Origin of the sequence: Desulforamulus aeronauticus DSM 10349 (assembly GCF_900142375.1) — a bacterium.
Classification (GTDB): domain Bacteria; phylum Bacillota; class Desulfotomaculia; order Desulfotomaculales; family Desulfotomaculaceae; genus Desulfotomaculum; species Desulfotomaculum aeronauticum.
Genome location: NZ_FRAR01000027.1, coordinates 34013 through 59260 on the forward strand (window position 1 = coordinate 34013; position 25248 = coordinate 59260).

The window sequence follows — 25248 nt, forward strand, 5'->3', positions numbered from 1 at the left end:
ACTTATATAGTATACCCCCCTACCCTATATGTCAATGCTGCTAATGTTAAGGAATATTTTATACGAGTTTTTCTGCAAAATATTCATTCTTGAATAATTCCTGCTGTTCAACAGTGGCCCGGGCCATAATTTTTTTAAGAAAACTGGCTCGATGCAATGGCGTAGGACCAAACTTCAACAAGGCTTCTACATGTTCCCTGGTACTATAACCCTTGTGTTTGGCAATCCCATAACCTGGAAAGCGCTCTTCCCATTCCAGGCATTTTCTATCTCGATATACCTTTGCCACAATGGAAGCCGCTGCAATGCTGTGGCAAAGGGCATCCCCATGAATAATTTTTTCCTGGGGTGTCTCCAGGTCTACTGTTTCCCCGTCAACTAGCAAATACTCCGGGATTACTGGTTTACCATCTCTGTCTTTCAGCTCATGTATTGCTATTTTCATAGCTAATCGGCTAGCTTGCCTGATATTAATCATATCTATCAAACGGTTATCCACTTCCCCAATGCCCACGGCTAGGGCTCTTTCCATAATAATACTATGTAGTTTCTCTCTTTTTTTAGGGGTAAGTTTTTTGGAGTCGTTAACACCATCAATCAATAAACCCTCTGGCATAATCACGGCCGCAGCAACCACACTCCCCAAGAGAGGACCTCTGCCTGCTTCGTCGCAACCGGCTACATAGGCAACACCGTTCTGCCAAACTCTTTGTTCAAAATCCAATGATACCATGCGTACTCTTCCTTCTTTAATTAAGAATCGGGCATAAAAAAATCCCCCGTAAGAATATCTTCTCTTCCAGAGGATTTTTACCTTCTTTTATGTTTTCTGATCCATTAGGGCAAATCCAGTGTATAACGCCCCAGGATACCATCTCGAAATTCTTTTAATACTAGGTGGGCAGCTTTAAAAGTATCCACTTCGCCCCCTGCTATCAACATACCACGACGTGCTCCAATATTCGTTAACAAAGCAGGTAATTCCGGAGCAAGTTCGGTTAATTTATATCTTTCCTTCAATTTTTCGGGATTGTTCTCCACCAACCACCCCAACAGCTTAATGGCTACTTCATAAATATCAAAAACCTGCTCCTTAATGGCACCTGTCACGGCTAGTCTAAAACCTACTTCAGGGTCTTCAAACTTTGGCCATAAGATACCTGGGGTATCCAATAAATCCAGTGCTCCCTCGGTACGAATCCATTGCTGCCCCTTGGTGACACCCGGCAGATCACCTGTTTTGGTAGCTTTACGCCCTACCAAGCGGTTAATGAAAGAGGATTTACCGACATTGGGAATTCCCAGTACCATGCAGCGTATCGCCCGGGGCCGACGACCCTTGGCTGCAAGCTTAGCCATTTGTTCCGCTACTAAGGCAGCGGCTGCCTTGGGCACTTCCTTCAACCCCTCACCCTTGATGGTATCTACGGCAATGGCTTTGATTCCTGGCTGATCCAACTTCTTCAACCACTGTTTGGTTATCGTTGGATCAGCTAAATCACTTTTATTAAGGATAATTAATCTTGGTTTATTTCCTACTATTTCACCAATCATAGGATTGCCGCTGCTTACCGGAATGCGTGCATCCAGCAGTTCGAAGGCTACATCCACTAACTTTAGTGCTTCCTGTACCTGACGCCTAGCCTTGGCCATATGACCAGGAAACCATTGAATCTGTATCTCCACGTAACGGTACCTCCATATACAGTTGCTTACCCGTGACTTTTACCTCTGAAAGTGAAAAGAAGCTTCCGTAAGAGTTTACCCAAAACCGCCCCTACGAAAGCTTATTTACACTTCCAGTTTCTCTAATGGTATCAAGTATTATTTTGCCAGTCCCAGTCTGTTATACGGCCAATAGATAACCTCTGCATTGCCGACAATTAATTCTTTATCCAGGAAACCCCAAACTCGGCTATCATCACTGTTATTTCGGTTATCTCCCATCATAAAGTACTGGCCTGCGGGAACTACCTGGGGACCATAATCTTGAAACTTAAGTCCTTGGGGCAGGTAATCTTCCGGCGTGGGTTTATTGTTGATATAAAGTACACTATCCTTGATTTCAACAGTATCCCCGCCAGCGGCAATAAGTCTTTTGACAAAATTACGACTGGGATCTAAGGGAAACTTAAAGACCACAATATCACCCGGTTTGGGTTCCCTTAGTAAATAAGTAACTTTGCTGACAATAATCCTATCACCGATCATGAGTGTAGGTTCCATGGAACCCGAAGGGATGTAAAAAGGTTCCAAGATGAAGAGTCGTATCACTGCAGCCAACAATACCGCAATAACTACAGATTCCAACATTTCCCTAAGTGCTGATTTTTTTGGTTTATTTTCTGATTCAGCTGTTTGCTGAGGGTCCTTCTGCTCCATAGTAATACCTCCCAAAAAGCTAAAAAAGGGACTGGAAGCCAGTCCCTCTCTAGTTTAGCGAGTGGTAAGTTCTTTAATACGAGCTTTCTTACCACGTAGAGCACGCAGATAGTAAAGTCTGGCTCTCCGCACTTTACCGCGACGAACCACTTCAATTTTATCAATCTTAGGAGCATGCAGAGGGATGGTTCTCTCTACACCAACGCCATAGGTAACACGACGAACAGTAAAGGTTTCGCTCATGCCACCGCCACGACGACGGATAACAACACCTTCGAATACCTGAATACGTTCACGGGTACCTTCAATAACCTTGTAGTGTACTTTTACTGTATCACCAGGTTTGAAAGCGGGAATATCTTTTTTAATTTGTTCTTGTTCTAAAGATTGGATGAGGTTCATTGGACCTAACCCCCTTCCTCGCCTAGACGTTCATACCTGTCCCAAGGCAGCGGACCGCCCGTAATTCAACAAATGTTATTATATCATAGACTCCCCTAAGGGGCAAGAATTTTTCATCATAACGATGGTAAATCCAAGGATTGTAACAGCTTTTTCAACTCGAGCAGCACTTTCTTATCTTCTTTGGTTAATGTCACTTCTTTAAGCAATTCAGGGCGTCGTTCCAGGGTTCGTAGGAGAGATTGCCGTCTGCGCCATTTGCGAATGTTTTCATGATGCCCGGACAAAAGAATTTCTGGTACCTCATACCCTCGGTACACCCTCGGCTTAGTATAGTGGGGATGCTCTAACAGCCCGTGGTAAAAAGAATCTTCCTCTGCACTGGCTGCCTCTCCCAAAACGCCAGGTATCATCCTAGCCACGGCATCTACCACCACCATAGCCGGCAGCTCACCACCGGTGAGTACATAATCGCCAATGGAAATTTCATCCGTCACCAGGGCTTCCCTTACTCTTTCATCGATACCTTCATAGTGTCCACAGACAATCACCAGGTTCTCTTCCTGAGCTAATTCTTTGGCATATTCCTGGGTAAAGGGTTCCCCCTGAGGGCACATCATAACCACCCGACCCATTTTATCTCCTCGGATGCTCTTTACGTAATCAAAACATTCAAATAGAGGTTCTGGCCCCATGACCATCCCAGCTCCACCACCACAGGGGGTATCATCTACGGTGTGATGTTTATTGCGAGAAAAATCCCTAATATTAATCGTATTGATTTGCAGCAGGTTTTTCTCTTGGGCACGCTTGATAATACTGTGGCCAAAGGGACCGTCAAACATGTCGGGAAACAGCGTTAAAATATCAACGTACATGGTTTTTCACCTATCTAATTATAGTAAGCCCTCGGGCAATTCTACTTCCATTTTGCCGCTGGGCAGATCGATTTTTTTAATAATAGATTTGAGGGCTGGTATTAATAGATCTTTTCCCTCAGGCCTTTTCACCTCATAAACGTCGTTGGCACCGGTTCTCAGGATATTGGACACTGTCCCTAATACCAACCCATTTTCATCAATCACTTTGAGTCCAATGATCTGAAACTGATAATAGCTACCTTTAGGCAACGGCGTCAATTCTTCCGGTGTGATTTGTAACAAGCCACCCTTTAATTTCTCTGCGCTAGTCATATCTGGAATCTCTGCAAACTTTAGAATAACAAATTTTTTATGTTCCCAGGCTTTTTCAATAGCATACTCCTGCCTCTGTCCTTTTTGCAGCACCAGAATTTTTTTCATTTTGAAAAAACGTTCAGGAAAATCAGTGGCAGGTATCACCCTCACTTCGCCATGAACCCCCTGGGTATTGACGATTTCCCCTACCGTAATATACTGTTCTGTCAAAGCGACCCCCCCGGTTGCAGCGTACGTATTTCAACTATCTTACCGTCTTCTACGATGATTTCTGCGTTCATTAATTTCTGCCAGTCATCACCTAGCTGAACCTCTACCAGGCTTTCCACCTGACCGTGCAGCACTTCGTTGCCATTCGCTAAATTGGCAACTTCTTTTATTTTATCCAACAGTTTCACTCTGGTATCCAGACGCTTTTGTTTTTCCTGTTCTATTTGCACCAGGGCTTTCTCTACACTGTTGGGATTTTTCTGAGCAAGTTCTTGCAGTCTACGATTTTGCAATTCTAACTGTTGCAGTTCCAATTCCATTTTCGCCACACCTTGCTGCAACTCCAAAGCTAAATCCTTTTTGTAGCTATCGGTAATCCGAACCTTAACCATCACAGGGCGTGTAATCGTAAGCAAGAAAACGTACCCCCTACGTTTAAAACTTCTAAAAGTGAACGTAAAGGAGGCTATCAGCCTCCTTTACTTTACCGGGATATCCGGCTAAATAATTTCTACAACAACTTTCTTACGCTGCTTGGTAGCAGCGGCCTTGACCACCGAACGAATGGCTCGGGCGATACGCCCTTGCTTGCCAATCACCTTGCCCATATCTTCAGGTGCTACACGAAGTTCAACCACCACGGATCTTTCTTTTTCCACCGTGGTTACTTCGACCTGCTCCGGTTGGTCTACCAGGGCTTTAGCTAAAATCTCAACCAATTCTTTCACGGTTATAGACCTCCCCCGTAACCTTAGGCCTCTTTGCTCTTGGCCTGGCTTGGGATAATGCCGGCTTTAACAAATAAAGACTTAGCGGTATCAGAAAGCTGAGCGCCTTTCTTGATCCAATCTTGAGCCTTAGCCTCATCAATCTTAACCACGGCAGGTTGCTTGACGGGATCGTAATAGCCAATCTCCTCAATAAAGCGACCATCGCGAGGGGAACGGGAGTCGGCAACTACTATACGGTAAAAGGGGTTTTTCTTGGCCCCCATACGTCTCAGACGAATTTTTACAGCCACTTGTTATTTCACCTCCTTAAACAGGTTTAAAATCTATATTGTAAGAACAAATTTATTGCAAGAATGGTAATTTCATTTTGCCTTTTTTGCCGCCTTTGGTCATGTTGGAGATTTGTTTCATCATTTTTCTTGTCTGCTCAAACTGTTTTAGGAGCTGGTTAACATCCTGTACCCTAGTACCACTGCCCCGGGCAATCCGCTTTTTACGGCTGCCATCAATTTTTTCGGGGTGTTGGCGTTCCCAGGTAGTCATGGAATAAATGATGGCTTCTACCTGTCCCATCTCTTTTTCATCCACCTGCTGATCCTTCAGTTGCTTGGTTAATTTACCCATGCCAGGAATCATACCTAAAACCTGTTCCAGAGGACCTAACTTTTTCACCTGTTGCATTTGCTCTAAAAAGTCTTCCAGGTTAAATTCAGCCTGGCGAATTTTCTTATTTAACTTGGCAGCTTGTTCTGCATCAAAATTGGCTTGAGCCTTCTCAATCAAAGTCAGTACATCACCCATGCCCAGGATACGATCAGCCATGCGGTCTGGATGGAAGGGCTCTAAGGCATCTAACTTCTCACCCATACCGGCAAATTTAATGGGTGTACCGGTTACCTTACGTACCGAGAGTGCCGCTCCACCCCTGGCATCACCGTCCAGCTTGGTCATGATAATACCATCTAGACCTAGCTTTTGATTAAAAGTATCTGCCACATTCACTGCTTCCTGACCGGTCATGGCATCCACCACCAGTAGGATTTCGTGTGGCTTTACAGTACCCTTAATATTGGCCAGCTCATCCATTAACTCTTCGTTAACATGCAGACGACCAGCGGTATCAATAATAACTAAATCCCTGCCCGTGCTGTTGGCATTTTCCACGGCACTCTGAGCAATCTTGACAGGGTTTTCTTGTCCCATGCTGAAAACGGGAATGTTCAGTTGCTCACCTAGTACTTGAAGCTGCTTAATGGCCGCAGGACGATAAATATCACCAGCCACCAGCAGAGGACGGCGTCCCTGTTTACTTAATAGCTTGGCCAACTTACCCGCTGTGGTAGTTTTACCAGCCCCTTGTAAACCGACCAACATAATGATTGTGGGTGGTTTTGAGGCAATATTAATTTTAGCCTGGGTACCCCCCAGTAGTTCAGTCAACTCATCTTTGACAATTTTAATAACCTGTTGGGCTGGACTAAGGCTCTCCAGCACATCCTGACCAATGGCCCGTTCTTTTACCTGAGCCACAAATTCCTTGACAACCTTGAAGTTAACGTCTGCTTCAAGGAGAGCCATCTTGACTTCCCGCATGGCCTGGCTAACATCATCTTCTGTAATGCGTCCTTTGCCTTTGAGGGATTTAAAAATATCGTCCAGGCGTTCGCCCAAACCTTTAAACATACTCAGTGCCTCCTTCCCCTAACAAATAACTGGGAACCAGAACTACTCCGATTAGAACCGTTGCCAATTATCCAACACTGATTGTAAGATCTGTTTAGATTTATCCAAACCATCGGGTGCAACACCCGTCTGGTAGTCATGTATGAGGGTTGCTATTTCTTCCAGTGAGCGATAATCGCCACTTAGTTTCCTTACCAACCCCAATTTCTCCTCATAAGTATTGAGGATTTGTTCGGCTCTTTTTAACGTATCGTGAACCGCTTGACGAGTTACAGCAAACTGTTCAGCAATTTCACCCAGGGACCAATCATCCCCATAGTATAGCTCGACAAATTTCTGCTGTCTCTCTGTAAGCAGGCTACCGTAAAAATCGAAAAGAAGATTTATTTTATGGAACTCTTTCAAGTGTACTCACCCTTTTTTATGGTATAAAGGACTTTCACTTTACAGACATTTATTATTTTACAAAAATCTTGTCTTACTGTCAAGGGGTAGTAGCTGACGGCTGATGGAATCTTTTAACTGTCAGCTAAATCTTTTGTGCTATTTCCCCTGCCCGTCCACATACTTTATTACAAGGAATTTCTATGGGAGGTGCAAGAATTGTCTCAACAAAACTGCCAATGTGGCTGTTGTGGTTTAATGGGCTTTGAACAAGCCTTGGCATTACCAAAGGAGCAAATAAAAGAGCTACACAGCAAGTATCTCAATGCCAGCTTGGTTACCCTGTTAAGCCTAATAAATTTTGATACTCCTTTTGTTTCCGCCAGCGGTGTTTCTGTTTACGATGCCGCGGGTAATGAGTACCTGGATTTTCTAGGTGGTTATGGTGCCCTGAACCTTGGCCATAATCATCCGGAGATTTATGCCGCTTTACAAAAGGTACAGTCATTACCCAATATTCTCCAGGCCTCGATAAGTGGTATAAGTGCGGCCCTGGCCCATAATTTAGCACACCTGGCACCGGGTCATCTCAAACGCAGTTTTTTCTGTAACAGCGGAGCGGAAGCAGTGGAAGGGGCTTTAAAGCTCTCTCGGATCGCCACTGGTCGTCAAAAATTTATCTATTGCCATCACTCTTTTCATGGTAAAACCTTTGGTGCTCTCTCAGTAACCGGTAGAGAAAAGTATCAGGCCCCTTTCCACCCATTACTTTCACAAACTATGTCTGTCCCCTATGGGGATCTCGCTGCCCTAGAGCAGGCATTAGCCTCTGGTGATGCTGCCGCTTTCATTATAGAACCGATTCAAGGAGAAGGAGGCATTGTGGTACCACCTCCCGGTTATCTAGCCAAGGCCAAAAGAAAATGTGCCCAGTACGGAACTTTGTTCATTGCCGATGAAGTACAAACAGGCTTTGGCCGTACCGGAGATTTCTTTGCTTGCCAAGCCGAAGATGTCGTGCCGGATATCCTATGTATAGCTAAGTCCCTGGGAGGTGGCGTTATGCCCATGGGAGCTTATCTAACCAGTGATGAAATCTGGCGTAAAGCCTATGGCACCATGGAAAAATCTCTTTTGCATACCTCTACCTTTGGCGGCAATACAGCAGCCTGCGCTGCTGCTTTGAAAACGATTGAAATCATTGTAGATCAGAATTTAGTCCAGCAGGCTAAAACTAAGGGAGCTTATTTTCTTGAGGAATTAAAAAAATTAAAAGATGAATATCCTCTGCTGAAGGATGTTCGCGGTCGTGGGCTGATGATCGGTTTGGAATTCCAACAACCCCCAACGGGTGAAAAGAAATACTCTTTTACATTTACTATGAATGTAGTCAATAAACTGGCCCAGGAATACATGGGCAGTCTCGTAGCCGGAGAACTTTTAAACAAACACCGGATTATTACCGCGTACACCTTAAATAATCCTAACGTTATTCGTCTAGAGCCACCACTTACCGTTACCCAGGAGCAGCTGGATCGGGTTTTAACCGCCCTAAAAAGTATTTTGTCCAGTCATTCAGGATTCCTAAGCATGGTTGGTTCCAGTGCCAAAAACGTTTTGTTAAATATGAAAAAATAAGTGTATGCCGTCACCCTATGGATGACGGCTTTACTATGAAGGTAGGAACTATGGTAAAATAAAGAAAAACCCACGGAGGAAGCTATGCTTAACCCATTTGGTAAGCCACTGGAGCAGTTGGAAGAGGTGGACCTGGACAGGTTAATAGAAGAAGAAATTTCCGAAGGGCTCTATGTAGAATACAAGGAAGATTTTCCTACTCATTTAGCTAAGATTGTGACCAGTTTTGCCAATACCTTTGGCGGCTGGATTGTTATCGGTGCTGATGCCCGCAACCCAAGAAATGTACCCACGTCCTTTCCAGGTATTGATACTTCTCATGACCCCAAAGATCGATTCAGAAATATCTGCCAGGGCAACATTACTCCGGTACCCCTATTTTCTTCTAAACTAATTCTCAAGTCAGACAATAAAAGCCGGGGTATTCTGGTGGTGCGCATTCCTGAAAGCACCTATCCGCCACACCTCACCAAAGATGGTCGTATTTACCGACGCAATATGGAAGGTTCCGACCCACTGGCTGAAACGGATCGTCATATCCTAGACCGCCTCTTCGAAAAAACAAAGCTTAATAAAACCGAAGTAAAAGCCTTTATCACCAGAAAGCTGCAAAAGAGTGACCAAAGTGAAGTTCTCTTTAAAGTGGTATGTTGTCCGGTACCCTTAAACCTTAAGCTAATCGACCCCTTCTTTGTGCCTGAGCGGATTTCCCGCCTAAAAAAAATGGCCAGGAATATCTGGAAGAATACCCTGCCCCGTAACATTCGTTTTGAACCTGAAGGCTTTGCCTTTGAAGGTGGTGATCACCGGCTGGAAATTCTGCGATCCGGTGTTATTACCTATGTTTGTCCCATCCCCACCGCTGTTAAGACCATTGACCGGGAGGATGAGCCTCACCAGTTGGCTTTTCTCGACTATCTGGCAGTGCAGGTGGCTCTACTGCGCACCATCAAACTAACCAGAGAAGTCTACCGTTTTACTGGCTATATGGGTTTGTTTGTCCCCAAGGTGGCCTTAGAAAACATTCAGGGTAAAGGTCTGGACGACCCTAAATTCTTTAACTTCTATAAAAACTTCCCGCAACCCCAGTGTAAATATGCCGATATCATACTACCCTACGGCTTTAGTCCCCAGGAGGCCAAAACCATGGGAAATCCAAGGCAAGTGGCTGACCCGCTGTTAGGATATATCTATCGCTGCTTTGGCTTTGAAGCATTGGATACGCACTCGCTCGCCCGGAGTTGAGGTTAGCTGTCAGCAATCTTTTACGAACCGATGTTAGTAGCACAGACCACAGCCCTGGTTTGTGCTACTCTTTTTAGTAGTAGAAGTGGAGGAAGGTCGAACACGCCCCTACTCTCTCCTGTTACTTCTCACCCGCCAGCCTTGCCGCCCGCGTCCTTACTTCATACATCACACGCTCTTCATCGATGGTCAACACCAAACGATCCTGCATAATGACTTTACCATCAATAATAACAGTGCTCACATCAGAAGCATTAGCGGCATAGGCAATGTTAGCCACCAAGTTATGCTGAGGGCACATATGGGGTTCTCTGGTATCGATTAGAATAATATCTCCCCGCATACCCTCTTTAATTAAGCCTACCCTGTCTCCCAGTCCCATACATAATGCCCCGTCTATGGTGGCCATTTGCAAGGCCCGGTAAGCTGGCACGGCTTCCGGATTCATGGTGGCAACCTTTTGCAAGAAGGAACCAACCCTGAGTTCTTCCAGCATATCTAGGTTGTTATTACTGGCAGTTCCGTCGGTACCAATCCCTACTGTCGCCCCTAAATCAATCAGCTTCGCCACAGGAGCGATACCGCTGGCGAGTTTCATATTACTCTGGGGATTGTAGGCAATTCCCATAGCCTTTTGGGCTAAAATCTCCAGTTCCTCTTCATCTAGATGGACACAGTGGGCAGCCAATACAGGAAACTTAAATAAACCTAAGCTATCCAAATGTTTCACAGGGGTTTGGCCATACTGTTTCTTAATATCTGCGACCTCGGTAAGGGTTTCCGCTACATGAATATTAATACCCAGTTTCAGTTTCGCTGCTAGATTCATGACCTTATCCAAATATTCCGGAGGGCAGGTATAGGGTGCATGGGGACCAAGCATAACGGTGATTCGACCGTCCGCTTTACCGTTCCAGGTCCTGGCTAAATCCTCTGCCGCCGCCAGGGCGTTATCTGCATTGGGGGCGATACCAATCATCCCCCGGGATAACATAGCCCGCATACCAGTCTGCTCAACTGCTCTGGCCACACTATGCATAAAATCATACATGTCGCCAAAACAGGTGGTGCCGGACTTGATCATTTCTAAACAAGCCAGCATGGCTCCCCAGTAAATATCTTCACTGGTCATTTTGCCTTCAAAGGGCCAGATTTTTTCCGATAACCACTGCATCAAAGGTAAATCATCTGCATAGCCCCTGAGCAGAGTCATGGATGCATGGGTGTGACAGTTGACAAAACCAGGCATTGCTACCTGTCCGTCGGCCTCAATGATTTCATCCATATCAAAGGAACCGGATGCCGACCCTGGAAGTCCCACATGGGTGATCCACCCGTCTTCAATTAATATTTCGCCGATATCAATGATGGCATCCGGGCCTTCCATCGTTAGGATTGTCGCCCCGCGGATCAGTAGCTTCTTCAAAATTCATCTCTCCTACTCTACCCCTGTGGGGTGCACTCTATTTTTTAGGCTGTCCATAAGAATTACGATAAACTTGGCTTAATGCTAATACATCCTGTTCTGGGATAATCATTGGCATTCCCAGGTTCCGAGCCCAGGCGTAAATTTTAGCAGACTTTTCCACCACTTGGCAGACGGTGAAAGCCTCATCCACATGACGGCCAACCCCCACTAACCCATGATTGGCCATTAAAACAGCGTAACGATCGCCCAGTGCTGCCACCACATGTTGAGCTAATCCTTCCGTTCCCGGGAGGGCATACTCCGCCACTGCCACGGCTCCTCCCACCAGCATAGCGGCATCTTCCACCACTGGCAGTATCGGCTCACGGACTACGGCAAAGGCCGTCGCCACTTCGCTATGGGTATGCACCACGCCAGCTACATCATGCCGCGCCTGGTAGATAGCCAAATGCAGTGGTGCTTCACTGGAGGGTTTGCGATCACCCTCCAGTACCTTACCCTGCAGGTCTAAGACCACTATGTCGGAGGGCTGAAGATTGGCATAGTCCATCCCGCTAGGGGTGATGACCATTACACCTTCCTGCCGCACCAAAGCAGAGATATTACCCCAAGTACCCGCTACCAGGCCACTGGTCAGCATTTTTTTCCCGAGCTCTGCTACCTTCAGCCTGGCATTTTCGATTGCAACACTCATTGTTACTCCCCCGCTTAGGTGGTGTGGTTCCATTCGCTAATATAAGCTTGTTGTTCCGGTGTCAGGGAATCAATGGTAACTCCCATGGATTTTAACTTAATGTTGGCCACACGGTCATCAATTTCCTTGGGCACTACGTAAACCTGCTTGGTCAATGCTTTAGCATTCTCCAGTACATATTTAGCACTTAACGCCTGCAAAGCAAAGGACATGTCCATGATTTCGGCAGGATGTCCATCCCCTGCTGCCAGATTCACTAAACGCCCTTCTGCCAACAGATAAATCTTTCTGCCATCCTGTAAGGTAAATTCTTCAATGTCTTTTCTCACAATACGACGGGAGATGGCTACGTTCGCTAAATCAGATTTATTAACTTCAACATCGAAATGTCCGGCATTACATAAGATGGCTCCGTCTTGCATTAATTCGTAGTGATTACGGGTAAATACATCTTTACAGCCAGTTACGGTAATAAAGATATCTCCTAGTTTTGCAGCCTCCAAACTGTTCATAGGATGGAACCCATCCATATAGGCTTCAATGGCCTTGACCGGATCTACTTCCGTAACAATGACCTTCGCTCCCATTCCTTTGGCCCGCATAGCAATCCCTTTACCACACCAACCATAGCCTGCCACCACCACAGTCTTACCAGCAATAATTAAGTTGGTAGTCCGCATAATACCCGACCAAACGGATTCACCAGTCCCGTAACGGTTATCAAACAGATATTTGCACTGAGCATCATTAACGGCAATCATGGGGAAACGCAGGTCTCCTTGCTTGGCTAGAGAACGTAAGCGCAGTACGCCGGTGGTGGTTTCTTCACAACCACCGATAACCTTAGCGGCTACTTCAGTCCTCTCGGTGTGCAAAAGCTGCACCACATCACCACCGTCATCAATAACAATGTCCGGTTGGTCGTCAATTAGATGTAAAAGGTGATCTTTATATTCTTCATCGGTGGCATTGTACCAGGAATAGACATTGAGACCTGCCACTGCTAAGGCAGCAGCCACATCATCTTGGGTAGAAAGTGGGTTAGAACCGGCAATGGAGACCTCTGCTCCACCGGCCTTTAATACTTCCGCCAAATAAGCAGTTTTTGCTTCCAGGTGAATAGATACCGCCACCCGGTAACCTTTAAAGGGCTGCTCCTTCTCAAACTGCTCGCGGATAACATTTAATACCGGCATATGTTGACGAACCCAATCAATTTTTAAACGTCCGGACGGGGCTAAGTTAATATCTCGAATAATAGACTTGGACATGTTTTGCCTCCTATTTGGTATTCTTACCACAGATCTTCGCTAAATTTTCCACATAGGCTGGGTAGACTACACCCATTTCTGTAATAATGGCCGTCACCAAGGAGTTGGGGGTTACATCAAAGGCGGGATTCCAAACCTGCACTCCCTCCGGGGCCATGGGTTGTCCCCCATGATGCGTTACTTCTTGAGGGTTCCTCTCCTCAATGGGTATTTCCTCTCCAGCGGAAAGACACATATCAATGGTGGATAGGGGTGCTGCCACATAAAAAGGGATATTATGGTATTTAGCCAGTACGGCAACTCCATAGGTGCCAATTTTGTTGGCCACATCTCCGTTAGCGGTAATCCGGTCTGCTCCCACAATCACACAATCAATTTTTTTCTGAGCCATTAAATAACCCGCCATATTATCCGTGATTAAAGTAACGGGAATCCCTTCTTGAACCATTTCCCAGGAGGTTAGCCTGGCCCCTTGCAAAAGTGGCCTGGTTTCATCCGCAAATACGCTAACCTGCTTGCCCTTTTCTTGGGCCGCCCGGATAACCCCTAGGGCGGTACCATAACCGGCTGTGGCCAATGCACCGGCATTGCAGTGAGTGAGTATTCTGGCCCCTACCCCGAGGAGCTCTTGACCATATTCACCCATCCGACGATTACTCTGAACATCCTCCTGGTAGATGCTATGGGCCTCTTCCAGCATCATGCCAAGTAGTTCATTAATATCCTGTTCCGGAGCCGTACTCACTCGCATCATCATCCGCTCCAAAGCCCAGCGCAGGTTTACGGCGGTAGGTCTGGTGGCTCCCAGTTCACCGGAAATAGCTTCTAGTTTTTCCAGGAAAGTTTTCCGGTTGGTGGCTTCGATTTGTTTCGCCCCCACTACCAAACCATAAGCCGCTGCAGCACCAATGGCCGGTGCCCCACGAACTGAGAGGCGTTTAATCGCTTCAGCCACAATCCGGTAATTATCGCAATCGATATATTCAATACTACCGGGCAGCTTGGTCTGATCCAGCAGTCTTAAATGGTTATTTTCCCAAATGATGGCATCCATTTGCTAAGTTCACTCCTTATTTAACTTTTCCATGGCATCCTGACACAGGCAACCCCTTTCGGGATCCAGTAAGCTAATGGCCTTCATCGCCAGTTTTCTTAGATTTTCTGCATTGGCAGCCATTACTTCCAATACTTCTTGGTGGGTTAGTTTAGTAGGTGAAATGCCCGCCCCATAGTTGGTAACCATTGAAATATTCGCATAGCACATTTCTTTTTCTCGGGCTAATACCACTTCCGGCACACTGGTCATACCTACTAAATCGCCGCCCAGTAATTTATACATCTTGATTTCTGCAGGGGTTTCAAAACGGGGTCCTTCGCTGGTTACATAGGTACCGTACTTATGATAAGTTACTCCTAACTCTGCCGCCGCATTACTTAAAACTTGGCGAAGTTCCGGGCAGTAGGGGTCAGTCATGTCGGTATGTACAACACCTTGTTCCCCACCTTCAAAGAAGGTGTGTTGACGAACCTTGGTAAAATCCAAGAACTGATCGGCAAACACAAAATGTCCAGGACCCATGTTTAAGTTTAAAGAGCCCACTGCCGCTGTGGCAAAAATGCTCTTCACTCCCAGTTCTTTTAAAGCAGCAATATTGGCCCGATAATTCACCAGGTGAGGTGGCACGGAATGGCCGGCACCATGTCGGTTGAGAAAGGCAACGGATCTTCCCTGGTAATCACCAACCTTCAATCCTACCTCTCCGTAAGGTGTGCTCACCTTCTCGTCCCGGATGTTGGTTAAAATATTGGGGTCGTAAACGCCAGTTCCCCCAATGATAGCGATACGTATGGTCATATTGATTTCTCCTTTTCCCACAATATTTTTAGAAAAACTTGGCTTGCTTGTCTGCCCGCCTGCCAGTGACCTTTTAGGTTATGACCCACGGGGTCGCCAAGTCTTTAGACGCCGGAAGCTTAGTTTTCCCTAACATATCGAAAAGTTTATACTTTCAATATGCTAAAGTTAGCATGGTTTATACAAACTTGAGTTATTCTCTTTACTGGCTATGATTTCCTTCATTAGTAATGTTTTTTGGGTTACGCTTTTTAAAATAGGCTCGCCGGGAATTCTCAATATGCTCCCGGGCCAGGCTCTCTGCCAGGGAGCCATTGCCTATTTTGATGGCCTCCAGCAATTGTCTATGCTCTCGATTAGCCTCTTCTATACGCCCTGGATGACTGTAGCCCACCCGGGTATAGCGATTGATGTGCTCCACTAAAGTAATAATCATACTGTAGAGTCTCTGGCTGTCCGCTGCCCGGTAAATCACGTCGTTAAAAGACTGGTGTGTCTGTTCAAGTTTTTCCATCTGAGAACCTTTAGCATATTCCTCTATCTTTGCTAGCAATTCCGTTAATTGCTCTAGTTCCTGTGGCTTAATCTTTTCCGCCGCCATACGGGCGCATAATCCCTCTAGGACCGCTCTGATACGATAAATCTCCATAACCTCGGTATCGGAAACCTGCGTTACCACCACACCCACCCGAGGAAAATGAGCCACCAAACCTTCTAACTCTAACACTCGAATAGCTTCTCTCACCGGTGTCCGGCTAACCCCCAACAACTCCGCCAATTTTCTTTCTATCAGACGCTCACCGGGCTGCATGTAACCATTTAAGATGGCTCTTTTTAACTGCTCGTATACCTTATCTCTGATTTGTGGTTGGGCTACGGTTTCGATTGGTGTAAATTTAAATTGATCCTGCAAACTCAATCCCCCTTGGTATACGGGTATGTCTGGCTTTTCATATTATTATTATATAACTTACTGTAATACACAAGGGACATAATAAAAACCCATGTACAAACATGGGTTTTTAGGAGTAGCTCTTTACTATTACTTAGCGTTTTTAAAAGTCTGGCAGCAAGTTTCATCATTGCTGCTAGCGGGTGTTGCAGACAGGCTTTGTAAGCTAGCGTTGGGACCGAAACCGCCACCTTCAGCATCGTTTTGTACAATGATTTGTTTGGCAGTACAGTGGTTTTCCTGGGTCCAATACTTGCAGTTATTAACGGTGCATGCTACTTCCGGCATATAATCTCCTCCTTATAGTAGATTCAAAACTATGATTTCTATTCTCTAGACTTTTTATGCAAAAAAAAGAATCTTTGGTCCTAAACCAAAGATTCCTAAAATCAGTTATTTGCTTTTACTCATCATCGTTTCTTCTGCCGTACAACGCATCGATAAAATCTTTAGGATTGAAGGGCCGTAAGTCGTCCATTCCCTCCCCAATACCAATTAATTTGACAGGGATGGCCATTTCGGTGACGATGGCGGTTACTACACCACCCTTAGCTGTGCCGTCCAATTTGGTCAAAGCAATGCCCGTTACATGAACCGCTTCACTGAAAATCTTAACCTGGCTTAAAGCATTCTGACCGGTGGTGGCATCCAAAATCAACAATACTTCATGGGGAGCCCCTGGCATTTCCCGGGCCACAATTTTATGAACCTTTCTTAGTTCATCCATCAGGTGACTTTTATTATGTAAACGACCTGCTGTATCAATTAAAAGAATATCGGCCTTGCGGGAACGGGCTGCATGAATGGCATCATAGGCCACAGCACCGGGATCGGAACCTTCCTGGTGTTTGATAATATCCACACCTACCCGTTCCGCCCAAATCTCCAGTTGATCGATGGCCGCAGCCCGGAAGGTGTCGCCGGCGGCCAACATAACTTTTTTTCCCTGCGCTTTATAATTATGGGCCATTTTTCCAATGGTCGTTGTCTTACCAACACCATTTACCCCTACCACCATAATTATCGTGGGGCCCTCAGGGTTTATTTTGATGGGGGAGGTTTTTTCTCCCATCAGATACTCTAATTCCTCCTGGAAAATATCCTTTAGCCGCGCAGCTTCTTGCACGTTCCGGGCCTTAACCCCTTTCCGCACACGCTCCACCAACTTCATGGCGGTACTGACTCCCACATCAGCCTGAATCAATACCTCTTCCAGTTCTTCATATAAATCCTCATCAATACCCTTACGTCCGGTAAAAACCTGGTCAATTTTTTCTACGAAGGTTTCCCGGGTCTTGGTTAAACTTTCTTTCAAACGGCCAAAAAAGCCCACTTTCCGATACCCCCAGTACTTTAACGAATATTAGTAAAACTGGCTTGTTTACCTGCCCGTGACCTATAGCCTGATGCATGCGGACAAAGCCTGTCCCTACTATAATGCCAAAGAAAAGGCGCTGTCAACCATGGTAGGGGGTAGGTACCCTAGGCCAGTCTTTTACGGTCTGGCTTCTCCTCTAAGGACATGGACAGCAGGCGGGTGACCCCAGCCTCATCCATGGTGACTCCGTAAAGAGTATCCGCCTGTTCCATGGTTCCTTTACGGTGGCTGATGACAATAAACTGAACTTCTTCCGAAGTACGAGAAAGGTAATTGGCAAACCGATTTACATTGGCTTCATCCAGTGAAGCTTCGATCTCGTCCAGAACACAGAAGGGACTGGGCTTATAGCGTAAGATGGCAAACAGCAGCGCGATGGCCGTCAGTGCCCGTTCTCCTCCAGACAATAAAGACAGATTCTGGTTTTTCTTCCCCGGGGGACGTGCTGTTATATCGATACCACAGGTAAGGGTATCCCCTTCCGTCAGTGACATGGTTGCACCACCACCCCCAAATAACTGTTGGAATACCACACTGAAATTCCCATTAATCTCCTGAAAGGCAGTGGTAAATTGACTGGACATCAAGCGGTTTAATTCCTCAATTACTTGTTGTAGAGATTTTTTGCTATCTTCCAAATCAGATCTTTGTTGCTGCAAAAATCCGTGTCTCTCACTAACTTCTTGATATTCGGCCTCGGCAGCCGCATTAACAGGTCCAAGAGCTGTAATCTGTTCCCGTAGTTCAGCCAACTGGCTGCGAGCCTGCCGCTTGCTAGCTACCGCCTCTACTGTTAACTCGGAAGGGTTATGGACTCCCAGTTCTTCTAATCGGGTGGTTAATAATTCCAGTTCAGTTTGCAGACGGGTCTGCTGCAGTTCCAAATAATGTAATTTATCACTTTTTTGTTGCCAGTGCTGTTGGAACTCTTGTAAGGATTCTTCGCATCCTTTGACTGCTGCTATGGCAGCTACCTGCCGACTCTGCTGGTCCTGTAGGGCTTCCTGGGCTGTTGTATGCTGCCCTGTTAATTCCTCTGCAGCCCGCTCTAACTGTACCTGTTGCTCTTGGAGTTCCCCGGTTCTTTTTCTGGAGTTCTCCAATGATTTTTCCAGAGTGGCCTGGGCCAACTTACGATTTCTAATATCCTGCTCCAATCGATCAGCAATTTTTTGTACACCAATTAATTCTTGGCGTAGCTCTGCCTGACGAATCCTCTCCCGGTGGACAACATTCTCCAATTCAGCCTTTTTCTCCCTGGCTGCTGTCAATTCTTCCTGGGTAACGGCCAACTTAGTCTGCAGTCCAGCAAGTTGCTGCTCAAAATCTGCTAGTTTTGCGGCGGCCTCTGTTTCTGTCTGGTGCCATTGCTGGAATTCCAGCTCTATACTAGCTTTCTCCCAATGGCCTTCCTCACTACGGCGATTTACTCGGGTTAAATCTTCCTGAGCCCTGTTTAGCTCCATCTCAGCAGCTTGCAAGGCAAGTCCCAGAGTAACCAGCTGCTCTTGATATTGTTTAAGCTCATGCAGCCCTTGCTGGTGCAGTTGCTGCCTTTGGGTGACCTGCCCTGTCAATTGGTGGATTTCCTGGTGCAGTTGCTTGACAGTGTTAGCCAATTCATCCCGCTCCCGGCGAATATGCAGCATGCCTCCTGTATTTCGGGCCAGCCCACCCCCAGAAAGGGATCCTCCGGGTTGCAACAATTCGCCTGCCAGCGTTACAATACGCACCCGTTGTTGTAGCCTTCTGGCTACCGTAATAGCATTTTCAATGGTATCTACTACTACCAAACGGCCCATGAGTAATTCCACCACTGAACGGTATTTAGTGTCTACCTCTATCAAATTCGCCGCCAGGCCAATGACACCGGTTAATCCCGATGCTTTTTTTTCCCACTCTCCGGCAGGAGTCGGGCGTAAGGAATCCAGGGGCAGAAAGGTAGCTCTGCCTAAACCATGCCTCTTAAGATATTCGATGGCTTCTTTGGCCTGGGAGGAAGTTTCGCAAACCAGGTTCTGCAAGGCTCCACCCAGAGCCGCTTCCATGGCTGTTTCAAAACCCTTCGGAACCCTGATGATATCTGCTACCGCCCCGCACAAACCGCTGATCCGTTCTCTGCCTTGTTCTGCGGCTTTTAGCAATTCCCTTACCGGTTTCATAAAACCACTGTGAGAGCTAAGGTTTTCCTCCAAAACCTTAAGTCGTGAATGTTTGGCCACCATTTCTTCCTTTTTGACAGCCAGTTTACTTTGCAAAGCAGCCAACTCATGTTCTATTTGCTTAATCTCTTCTTCCTGAAGTAGCTTTTGCGATTTTAGTTGTTCATTTTTGTTGGTAAGCTCTGCTGCCTGAGCGCTGGCACCTTGAATGGCCCTTTGAAGTGCTGCTTCGTTTTCCTTAGCTTCTTCTTCGCGTTTTTCTAAATGTTTAAGGCGCCCCGCTAGTTGTTCTTTACGATCCGAGGCTTGTTGCTTACTATTTCGTTGATTAGCCACCAGATTCAATTGATCAATTAATTCTGTGTTCAGATTTTGGAATAATTCTTGCTTTTCCTCCAGCTGTTTCTCCAACTGTTGTAGTACTTCATCTTCGGTGGAGGTTTTTTCTACCCAGACCTCTGCCTGTAGTTTGTTCAATTTCTCCTGTTCCGCTGCCAACTCTAAAGTAACGCCCTGTAAAACTTCTCTGGTTTCGTCAAGTTCATTTATCATTCTCTGCTGTTCAGCAGCGTGATTGCCTAGTTGTTCTTGAATCAAAGCCTTTTGACTACTATTCTTCTCTTTTGCCGATTCAATGGTGAAAAGATGTTCCCTAGCCTGAACAATTTGGTTTTCAACAATTTGCAAAAAGTTTCTAGCTTGTTCCAGTCGCTCCTGTAAAGCCGGGCGTTCATCTACAAAATCTGCTTTTACTTGCTGTAATTGCTGGGCAATATCTGCTGCCTTGGTTTGCAGATCGTCCCACTCTCTTTTATAAAGGGATAATTCTACCCGCCAGGCCTGGCTTTGTAGTGTATTATACAATTTTGCCTGCTCTGCTTGCGCGGCCAGTGGCTCTAAGCGGCTGCCCAGTTCATGTATGATATCAGAAACTCTATTTAAATCCTGCTCTGCAGAGGATAATTTTCGTAAGGCCTCTTCTTTACGATGGCGATATTTGACAATGCCGGCCGCTTCCTCAATGATATGTCTTCTTTCTTCGGGCCTGCTGCTCAAAATCTCATCTACTTTACCCTGCCCGATAAGAGAGTAGGCCCCGCGGCCTAATCCAGTATCCATAAAAAGAGCTTGGATATCCTTTAGCCTGCAGGGCACCTTATTGATTAAGTATTCACTTTCACCAGAACGATAAAGCCGCCTGGTAACCGCTATCTCCCCGTAGGGCAGAGAAAACAGTTTAGCGGTATTGTCCAGTGTTAAGGTTACTTCCGCCATTCCTACAGCTTTACGTTTGTCGCTGCCGGCAAAAATAACATCCTCCATGCGGGAACCCCTAAGCGAGGAAGCCCGCTGCTCCCCCAAACACCAACTAATGGCATCAGAAATATTACTTTTCCCACTGCCGTTGGGACCTACAACCACAGACAAGCCCGAGTGCAATTCCAACTTAATACGGTCGCCAAAGGACTTAAAACCCTGTATATCAACTCTTTTTAAACACAATGTCTCCTGCCCCCTGTTGTCCGCCGATTACTTGTTGCCCCCGTTCTGTCTGGAAGCATTTTTAAACGATTCAAGTCTGCTAAAGGCATCTTTGGCAGCCCGCTGCTCCGCTTCTTTCTTAGAGTGACCACTGCCTTTACCAATAATCTCCCCACGGTATAAAATACCCGCTGTGAAGGTCTTATCATGGTCGGGACCCGTTTCGTTCATAATCATATACGTTACAGGTTCCGGTGAGGTTTGCTGTAAGATTTCCTGCAGCTCCGTTTTATAATCCCGATCCAGCCTACCGGCCACCACATCCTCTAGAATGGGATTTAGGCAATGTAGAACAAAAGTTCTTGTCACCTCTAAACCCTGATCTAAATAAACAGCACCTAACAAAGCTTCAAAGGCATCAGCCAGTATGGATGACCGCTCCCTGCCGCCGGAGCGCTCTTCACCACGCCCCATGCGCAAAGAACGCCCTAAGTCCAACCCTCGGGAAACTTTGGCTAAGGAGGGTTCACAAACAGTTGCTGCTCTCATCTTCGTCAGTTCGCCTTCGGTACGTTCCGGGAAGGATTTATACAGATGCTCGCTGACAATAAGTTCTAAAACAGCATCGCCAAGGAATTCCAACCTTTGGTTATGAGATAAACCGTGTCCCCTGCTCTCATGAACGCAGGAACTGTGTGTTAGAGCCTGCAGCAGCAGGGACGGCTGGTGCCAGTGGAAGCCCAGTCTATGTTTTAACCGATTTAATTGTTCATCCTGCTTTGACAAATGGATCACCTGAAATCTATGGAATAAACTTTCTAAAGGCTAGCGTAACGTTATGACCGCCAAACCCAAAGGAGTTGGAGATGGCCACATCAACGTTCATCTGACGAGCATGGTGCGGCACAAAATCCAGATCACACTGAGGATCGGGGTTTTCTAAATTAATCGTAGGGGGAACCAAACCATCTCTAATGGCCAAAACCGAGGCAATTCCTTCAATGGCACCGGCAGCACCCAACATGTGACCAGTCATGGATTTGGTGGAAGAAACCACTAACTTGTAGGCATGTTCACCAAATACTTTTTTAATGGCACCCACTTCAGCCACATCTCCCACCGGGGTAGAAGTACCGTGAGCATTAATATATTGTACATCCTCTGGTTTTAGATTGCCGTCTTTTAGTGCCATTTCCATGGCACCAATGGCTCCGGAACCCTCTGGGTCCGGGGCAGTAATGTGGTAAGCATCGCAGGTACTGCCATAGCCGACAATTTCTGCGTAAATGTTAGCACCCCGTTTTTGAGCATGTTCCAAGGTTTCCAACACCATAACGGCCGCACCTTCACCCATTACAAAACCATTCCGGTCGACATCAAAGGGCCGACTGGCTTTCTCGGGTTCCTCATTATTGGTGGACATCGCTTTCGCAGCACAAAAACCGGCCACTGCCAGCGGAGTAATCGGTGCTTCGGTACCCCCGCTGATCACGACCTCTGCATTGCCCCGTTGAATGAGTTTAAAGGCATCACCAATGGCATTGCCACTGGAGGCACAGGCGGTAATGGTGGTAATGTTAGGGCCTTTCAAGCCAAATTTAATGGCAATTTGACCCGCTGCCATGTTGGCAATCATCATCGGAATGAGGAACGGGCTAATTCTGCTAGGCCCCCGGTTGACCAAGACTTTACATTGCTCCTCAAAGGTTTCCATGCCACCAATGCCGGAGCCAATAATCACACCGGTACGATCCTTATCAAGGGCTTCCATATCCAGAGCAGCATCTTCAATGGCCATTGCGGCGGCCACCACACCGTATTGGGAAAACTTATCCATCCGGCGTGCTTCTTTTTTATCTAAATACCGAGAAAAGTCAAAATCTTTAACCTCTCCCGCAATTTGCGTACTGAATTCGGACGGGTCAAACCTGGTTATTCTAGCAATTCCAGACACTCCGTTGGTCAGAGCGTTCCAGAACTTGTCCAGCCCGGTACCCAGGGGAGAGATAACTCCCATGCCGGTTATCACAACCCGTTTAGACAAAATAATTTCCTCCTTACGTTAGAAAAGCTGATTATGCTTACTATTTAGAAAGCTAATTATGTGAGTTGAGAAAAAGTCCCGGTATAAAAAATGCCGGGACTTTAACCATCGTATTACTGGCGGTCCTGAATAAATTTAACGGCATCGCCTACGGTGCGAATTTTTTCTGCCTCTTCATCGGGAATTTCGAGACCAAACTCTTCTTCCAAAGCCATTACTAGCTCCACGATATCAAGAGAATCAGCACCCAGATCATCAACAAAGGAAGCTTCCATAGCCACCTCAGACTCTTCCACACCCAGTTGATCTACAATAATTGCTTTAACCTTATCAAAAGTTGCCAACTCATTCACCCCCCTCCGGGATATCATCTATTTTTATCATGAATTCAAATCGAGGAAAAACTAACCCTCGAAGCTACATTACAATGCCACCGTCCACCGCGATAACCTGCCCAGTGATGTAGCCACAAAAATCGCTGGCCAGAAAAGCTACCAGACTAGCCACATCTTCCGGTTTACCCAACCGGTTTAAAGCGATACTGGCAGTCATCTTCTCGCGGGCTTCGGCACTAAGTTGCTCAGTCATATCTGTCATAATAAAGCCCGGTGCCACAGCATTGACAGTAATATTTCTGGGTCCCAACTCCTTGGCCATGCTCTTGGTGAGGCCAATCAGACCCGCCTTGGCAGCGGCATAGTTAGCTTGGCCGGCGTTACCGTGTAAACCAACAACGGAAGAAACATTGATAATGCGTCCATAGCGTGCTTTCACCATTGAACGAGACACGGCTTTAATGGAATTAAAGGCAGATTTGAGGTTCACTTGCAGGACGGTATCCCAGTCCTCCTCTTTCATTCTCAGGATTAGGTTATCCCTGGTAATCCCGGCATTATTCACTAGAATGTCCACCTTGCCGAATTCAGCCAGGGTTGCATCTACCATCCCTTGAACCTGGCTGGTATCGGATACATCCGCCTGATACACCATAGCCCGGCGACCCAATTGACGAATCGCTGCAGCAGTTTCTTCGGCAGCATCGGCCCGACCGGCATAGTTTACGACAATGTCAGCCTGCGCACCAGCCATGGCCAGAGCGATGGCTTTGCCAATACCACGGGAAGCTCCGGTGACAATGGCAACTTTACCATTCAGAAACATTTTAGCCAACCTCCTTGAACAGTGCAAGGACTTTTTCCAAGCTTGCCAAATCTTCTACATTACCAGTAGTTATTTCCTTGCTAATTTTCTTGATGAGACCACCCAAAACCTTCCCCGGTCCAATCTCGATCATGGTAGTGATCCCCTGGGCAGCCATCTTTTCTACACTATCTTCCCAAAGTACCGCTCCAGAAATTTGATGCACCAGGGAATCTCTGATTTCTGATGCTGCCTGCACCGTACCGGCACTTACATTGGCAATCACCGGTACGGTGGGGCTGTTAATAGTAATTTGTTCTAAAGCCTCGGCTAACCTTTCACCCGCAGGCTTCATTAAACTGGAATGGAAGGGACCACTGACAGCCAATTCAATGGCTCGTTTAGCCCCAGCCTGGCGGCATAACTCCATGGCCTGTTGCAGGGCAGCCTTTTCTCCGGCTATCACCACCTGCCCCGGGCAGTTAAAATTAACGGGCTCCACCACGCCTAAGGTCGCCGCCTCCTGACAGCAGGTGATAACCTTGGGCCGTGCCAAACCGAGAATGGCAGCCATTCCTCCTGAACCAGCGGGGGCAGCCTCTTGCATAAAGCGTCCCCTTTGACGAACCACCTGCACAGCCCCGGTAAACTGTAGAGCACCGGCAGCCACCAGCGCGGAGTACTCCCCAAGGCTGTGGCCAGCCATAAGCTCTGGTGTTACTCCACCTTCCTGCTGCAGCACCCTAAGAGCACCCACACTTACAGCCAAAATTGCCGGCTGAGTATTCACAGTACTGTTTAATTCTTCTGCCGGTCCCTCAAAGCACATTTGGCTAAGCCTAAAACCTAGGGCATCGTCTGCTTCCTCTAAAGTCTGCCGGAAGATCGAAAAATTATCATATAATTCCCGGCCCATACCCACTGTTTGAGACCCTTGACCGGGGAAAACAAAGGCAATTTTAGACAATCC

At 46.6% G+C, this 25248-nt stretch carries 27 protein-coding genes; 2 read left to right on the forward strand and 25 right to left on the reverse strand.

Annotated elements, in window-relative coordinates; genetic code table 11:
• Window positions 1-58: 58 nt before the first annotated feature.
• From BUA78_RS16615 to ylxM, 11 genes are all read right to left on the reverse strand, one after another.
• Entirely contained in the window at window positions 59-733 is a 675-nt protein-coding gene (locus BUA78_RS16615; RefSeq protein ID WP_072916802.1) for a ribonuclease HII, read from the reverse strand.
• Window positions 734-837: 104 nt separating this feature from the next.
• Entirely contained in the window at window positions 838-1686 is an 849-nt protein-coding gene (gene ylqF, locus BUA78_RS16620) for a ribosome biogenesis GTPase YlqF (RefSeq protein WP_072916805.1), read from the reverse strand.
• Window positions 1687-1824: 138 nt separating this feature from the next.
• Window positions 1825-2382, reverse strand: coding sequence for a signal peptidase I (lepB, locus tag BUA78_RS16625; protein WP_072916807.1), 558 nt, complete (start codon window positions 2380-2382; stop codon window positions 1825-1827).
• 54 nt (window positions 2383-2436) lie between these two features.
• On the reverse strand, window positions 2437-2784 hold the full coding sequence (rplS, locus tag BUA78_RS16630) for a 50S ribosomal protein L19 (RefSeq protein WP_072916810.1): 348 nt from the start codon (window positions 2782-2784) through the stop codon (window positions 2437-2439).
• A gap of 116 nt (window positions 2785-2900) precedes the next feature.
• Window positions 2901-3662: a tRNA (guanosine(37)-N1)-methyltransferase TrmD gene (gene trmD, locus BUA78_RS16635; protein ID WP_072916812.1), complete on the reverse strand. Its 762-nt coding sequence runs from the start codon at window positions 3660-3662 to the stop codon at window positions 2901-2903.
• 18 nt (window positions 3663-3680) lie between these two features.
• On the reverse strand, window positions 3681-4190 hold the full coding sequence (gene rimM, locus BUA78_RS16640) for a ribosome maturation factor RimM (RefSeq protein WP_072916814.1): 510 nt from the start codon (window positions 4188-4190) through the stop codon (window positions 3681-3683).
• On the reverse strand, window positions 4187-4606 hold the full coding sequence (locus tag BUA78_RS16645; protein ID WP_072916816.1) for a YlqD family protein: 420 nt from the start codon (window positions 4604-4606) through the stop codon (window positions 4187-4189). The genes rimM and BUA78_RS16645 overlap by 4 nt, the downstream gene beginning before the upstream one ends.
• 84 nt (window positions 4607-4690) lie before the next feature.
• Window positions 4691-4918, reverse strand: a complete 228-nt coding sequence (locus tag BUA78_RS16650) for a KH domain-containing protein (protein WP_072916819.1) — start codon at window positions 4916-4918, stop codon at window positions 4691-4693.
• Window positions 4919-4941: 23 nt separating this feature from the next.
• Complete coding sequence (rpsP, locus tag BUA78_RS16655; protein WP_072916820.1) at window positions 4942-5211, reverse strand: 30S ribosomal protein S16; 270 nt, start codon at window positions 5209-5211, stop codon at window positions 4942-4944.
• A gap of 52 nt (window positions 5212-5263) precedes the next feature.
• Window positions 5264-6604 (reverse strand): signal recognition particle protein, encoded by a 1341-nt coding sequence (gene ffh, locus BUA78_RS16660; RefSeq protein ID WP_072916823.1) that lies wholly within the window; start codon window positions 6602-6604, stop codon window positions 5264-5266.
• 51 nt (window positions 6605-6655) lie between these two features.
• Window positions 6656-7009: a YlxM family DNA-binding protein gene (gene ylxM, locus BUA78_RS16665; RefSeq protein ID WP_072916825.1), complete on the reverse strand. Its 354-nt coding sequence runs from the start codon at window positions 7007-7009 to the stop codon at window positions 6656-6658.
• A gap of 237 nt (window positions 7010-7246) precedes the next feature.
• Between ylxM and BUA78_RS16670 the strand changes: the two genes are divergently transcribed.
• Together BUA78_RS16670 and BUA78_RS16675 are read left to right on the forward strand one after the other, a co-directional pair.
• Window positions 7247-8626: an aspartate aminotransferase family protein gene (locus BUA78_RS16670; protein WP_072916888.1), complete on the forward strand. Its 1380-nt coding sequence runs from the start codon at window positions 7247-7249 to the stop codon at window positions 8624-8626.
• Window positions 8627-8710: 84 nt separating this feature from the next.
• Window positions 8711-9871 carry an AlbA family DNA-binding domain-containing protein gene (locus BUA78_RS16675; protein ID WP_072916827.1) on the forward strand — a complete coding sequence of 387 codons (1161 nt, stop codon included), beginning with the start codon at window positions 8711-8713 and terminating at the stop codon, window positions 9869-9871.
• A gap of 121 nt (window positions 9872-9992) precedes the next feature.
• Here the strand turns inward: BUA78_RS16675 and BUA78_RS16680 are convergent, their stop codons facing one another.
• The 14 genes from BUA78_RS16680 to fabD all read right to left on the reverse strand — a co-directional run bounded on the left by BUA78_RS16680 (window position 9993) and on the right by fabD (window position 25245).
• The gene (locus BUA78_RS16680) at window positions 9993-11297 is read right to left on the reverse strand and encodes an amidohydrolase (RefSeq protein ID WP_072916829.1); all 1305 of its coding nucleotides are present in this window, start codon (window positions 11295-11297) and stop codon (window positions 9993-9995) included.
• Between the two features lie 37 nt (window positions 11298-11334).
• On the reverse strand, window positions 11335-11994 hold the full coding sequence (locus BUA78_RS16685; RefSeq protein WP_072916831.1) for a class II aldolase/adducin family protein: 660 nt from the start codon (window positions 11992-11994) through the stop codon (window positions 11335-11337).
• Window positions 11995-12008: 14 nt separating this feature from the next.
• Window positions 12009-13265 (reverse strand): adenosylhomocysteinase, encoded by a 1257-nt coding sequence (locus tag BUA78_RS16690; RefSeq protein ID WP_072916834.1) that lies wholly within the window; start codon window positions 13263-13265, stop codon window positions 12009-12011.
• Window positions 13266-13275: 10 nt separating this feature from the next.
• Window positions 13276-14319, reverse strand: coding sequence for an S-methyl-5-thioribose-1-phosphate isomerase (mtnA, locus tag BUA78_RS16695; RefSeq protein ID WP_072916836.1), 1044 nt, complete (start codon window positions 14317-14319; stop codon window positions 13276-13278).
• Between the two features lie 9 nt (window positions 14320-14328).
• Entirely contained in the window at window positions 14329-15120 is a 792-nt protein-coding gene (gene mtnP, locus BUA78_RS16700) for an S-methyl-5'-thioadenosine phosphorylase (protein WP_072916838.1), read from the reverse strand.
• 202 nt (window positions 15121-15322) lie between these two features.
• On the reverse strand, window positions 15323-16033 hold the full coding sequence (locus tag BUA78_RS16705; protein WP_072916841.1) for a GntR family transcriptional regulator: 711 nt from the start codon (window positions 16031-16033) through the stop codon (window positions 15323-15325).
• A gap of 129 nt (window positions 16034-16162) precedes the next feature.
• Entirely contained in the window at window positions 16163-16360 is a 198-nt protein-coding gene (locus BUA78_RS16710) for a DUF1540 domain-containing protein (RefSeq protein ID WP_072916842.1), read from the reverse strand.
• Window positions 16361-16475: 115 nt separating this feature from the next.
• Complete coding sequence (gene ftsY / locus BUA78_RS16715) at window positions 16476-17405, reverse strand: signal recognition particle-docking protein FtsY (RefSeq protein WP_072916845.1); 930 nt, start codon at window positions 17403-17405, stop codon at window positions 16476-16478.
• Window positions 17406-17554: 149 nt separating this feature from the next.
• Entirely contained in the window at window positions 17555-21115 is a 3561-nt protein-coding gene (gene smc / locus BUA78_RS16720; protein WP_072916846.1) for a chromosome segregation protein SMC, read from the reverse strand.
• Window positions 21116-21142: 27 nt separating this feature from the next.
• On the reverse strand, window positions 21143-21880 hold the full coding sequence (rnc, locus tag BUA78_RS16725; RefSeq protein WP_072916849.1) for a ribonuclease III: 738 nt from the start codon (window positions 21878-21880) through the stop codon (window positions 21143-21145).
• A 16-nt stretch (window positions 21881-21896) separates the two neighbouring features.
• Entirely contained in the window at window positions 21897-23138 is a 1242-nt protein-coding gene (fabF, locus tag BUA78_RS16730) for a beta-ketoacyl-ACP synthase II (protein ID WP_072916851.1), read from the reverse strand.
• Between the two features lie 113 nt (window positions 23139-23251).
• Window positions 23252-23482 (reverse strand): acyl carrier protein, encoded by a 231-nt coding sequence (acpP, locus tag BUA78_RS16735; protein WP_072916853.1) that lies wholly within the window; start codon window positions 23480-23482, stop codon window positions 23252-23254.
• Window positions 23483-23555: 73 nt separating this feature from the next.
• Complete coding sequence (gene fabG, locus BUA78_RS16740) at window positions 23556-24299, reverse strand: 3-oxoacyl-[acyl-carrier-protein] reductase (protein ID WP_072916855.1); 744 nt, start codon at window positions 24297-24299, stop codon at window positions 23556-23558.
• Between the two features lies 1 nt (window position 24300).
• Window positions 24301-25245 carry an ACP S-malonyltransferase gene (fabD, locus tag BUA78_RS16745; RefSeq protein WP_072916857.1) on the reverse strand — a complete coding sequence of 315 codons (945 nt, stop codon included), beginning with the start codon at window positions 25243-25245 and terminating at the stop codon, window positions 24301-24303.
• Window positions 25246-25248 lie beyond the last annotated feature (3 nt).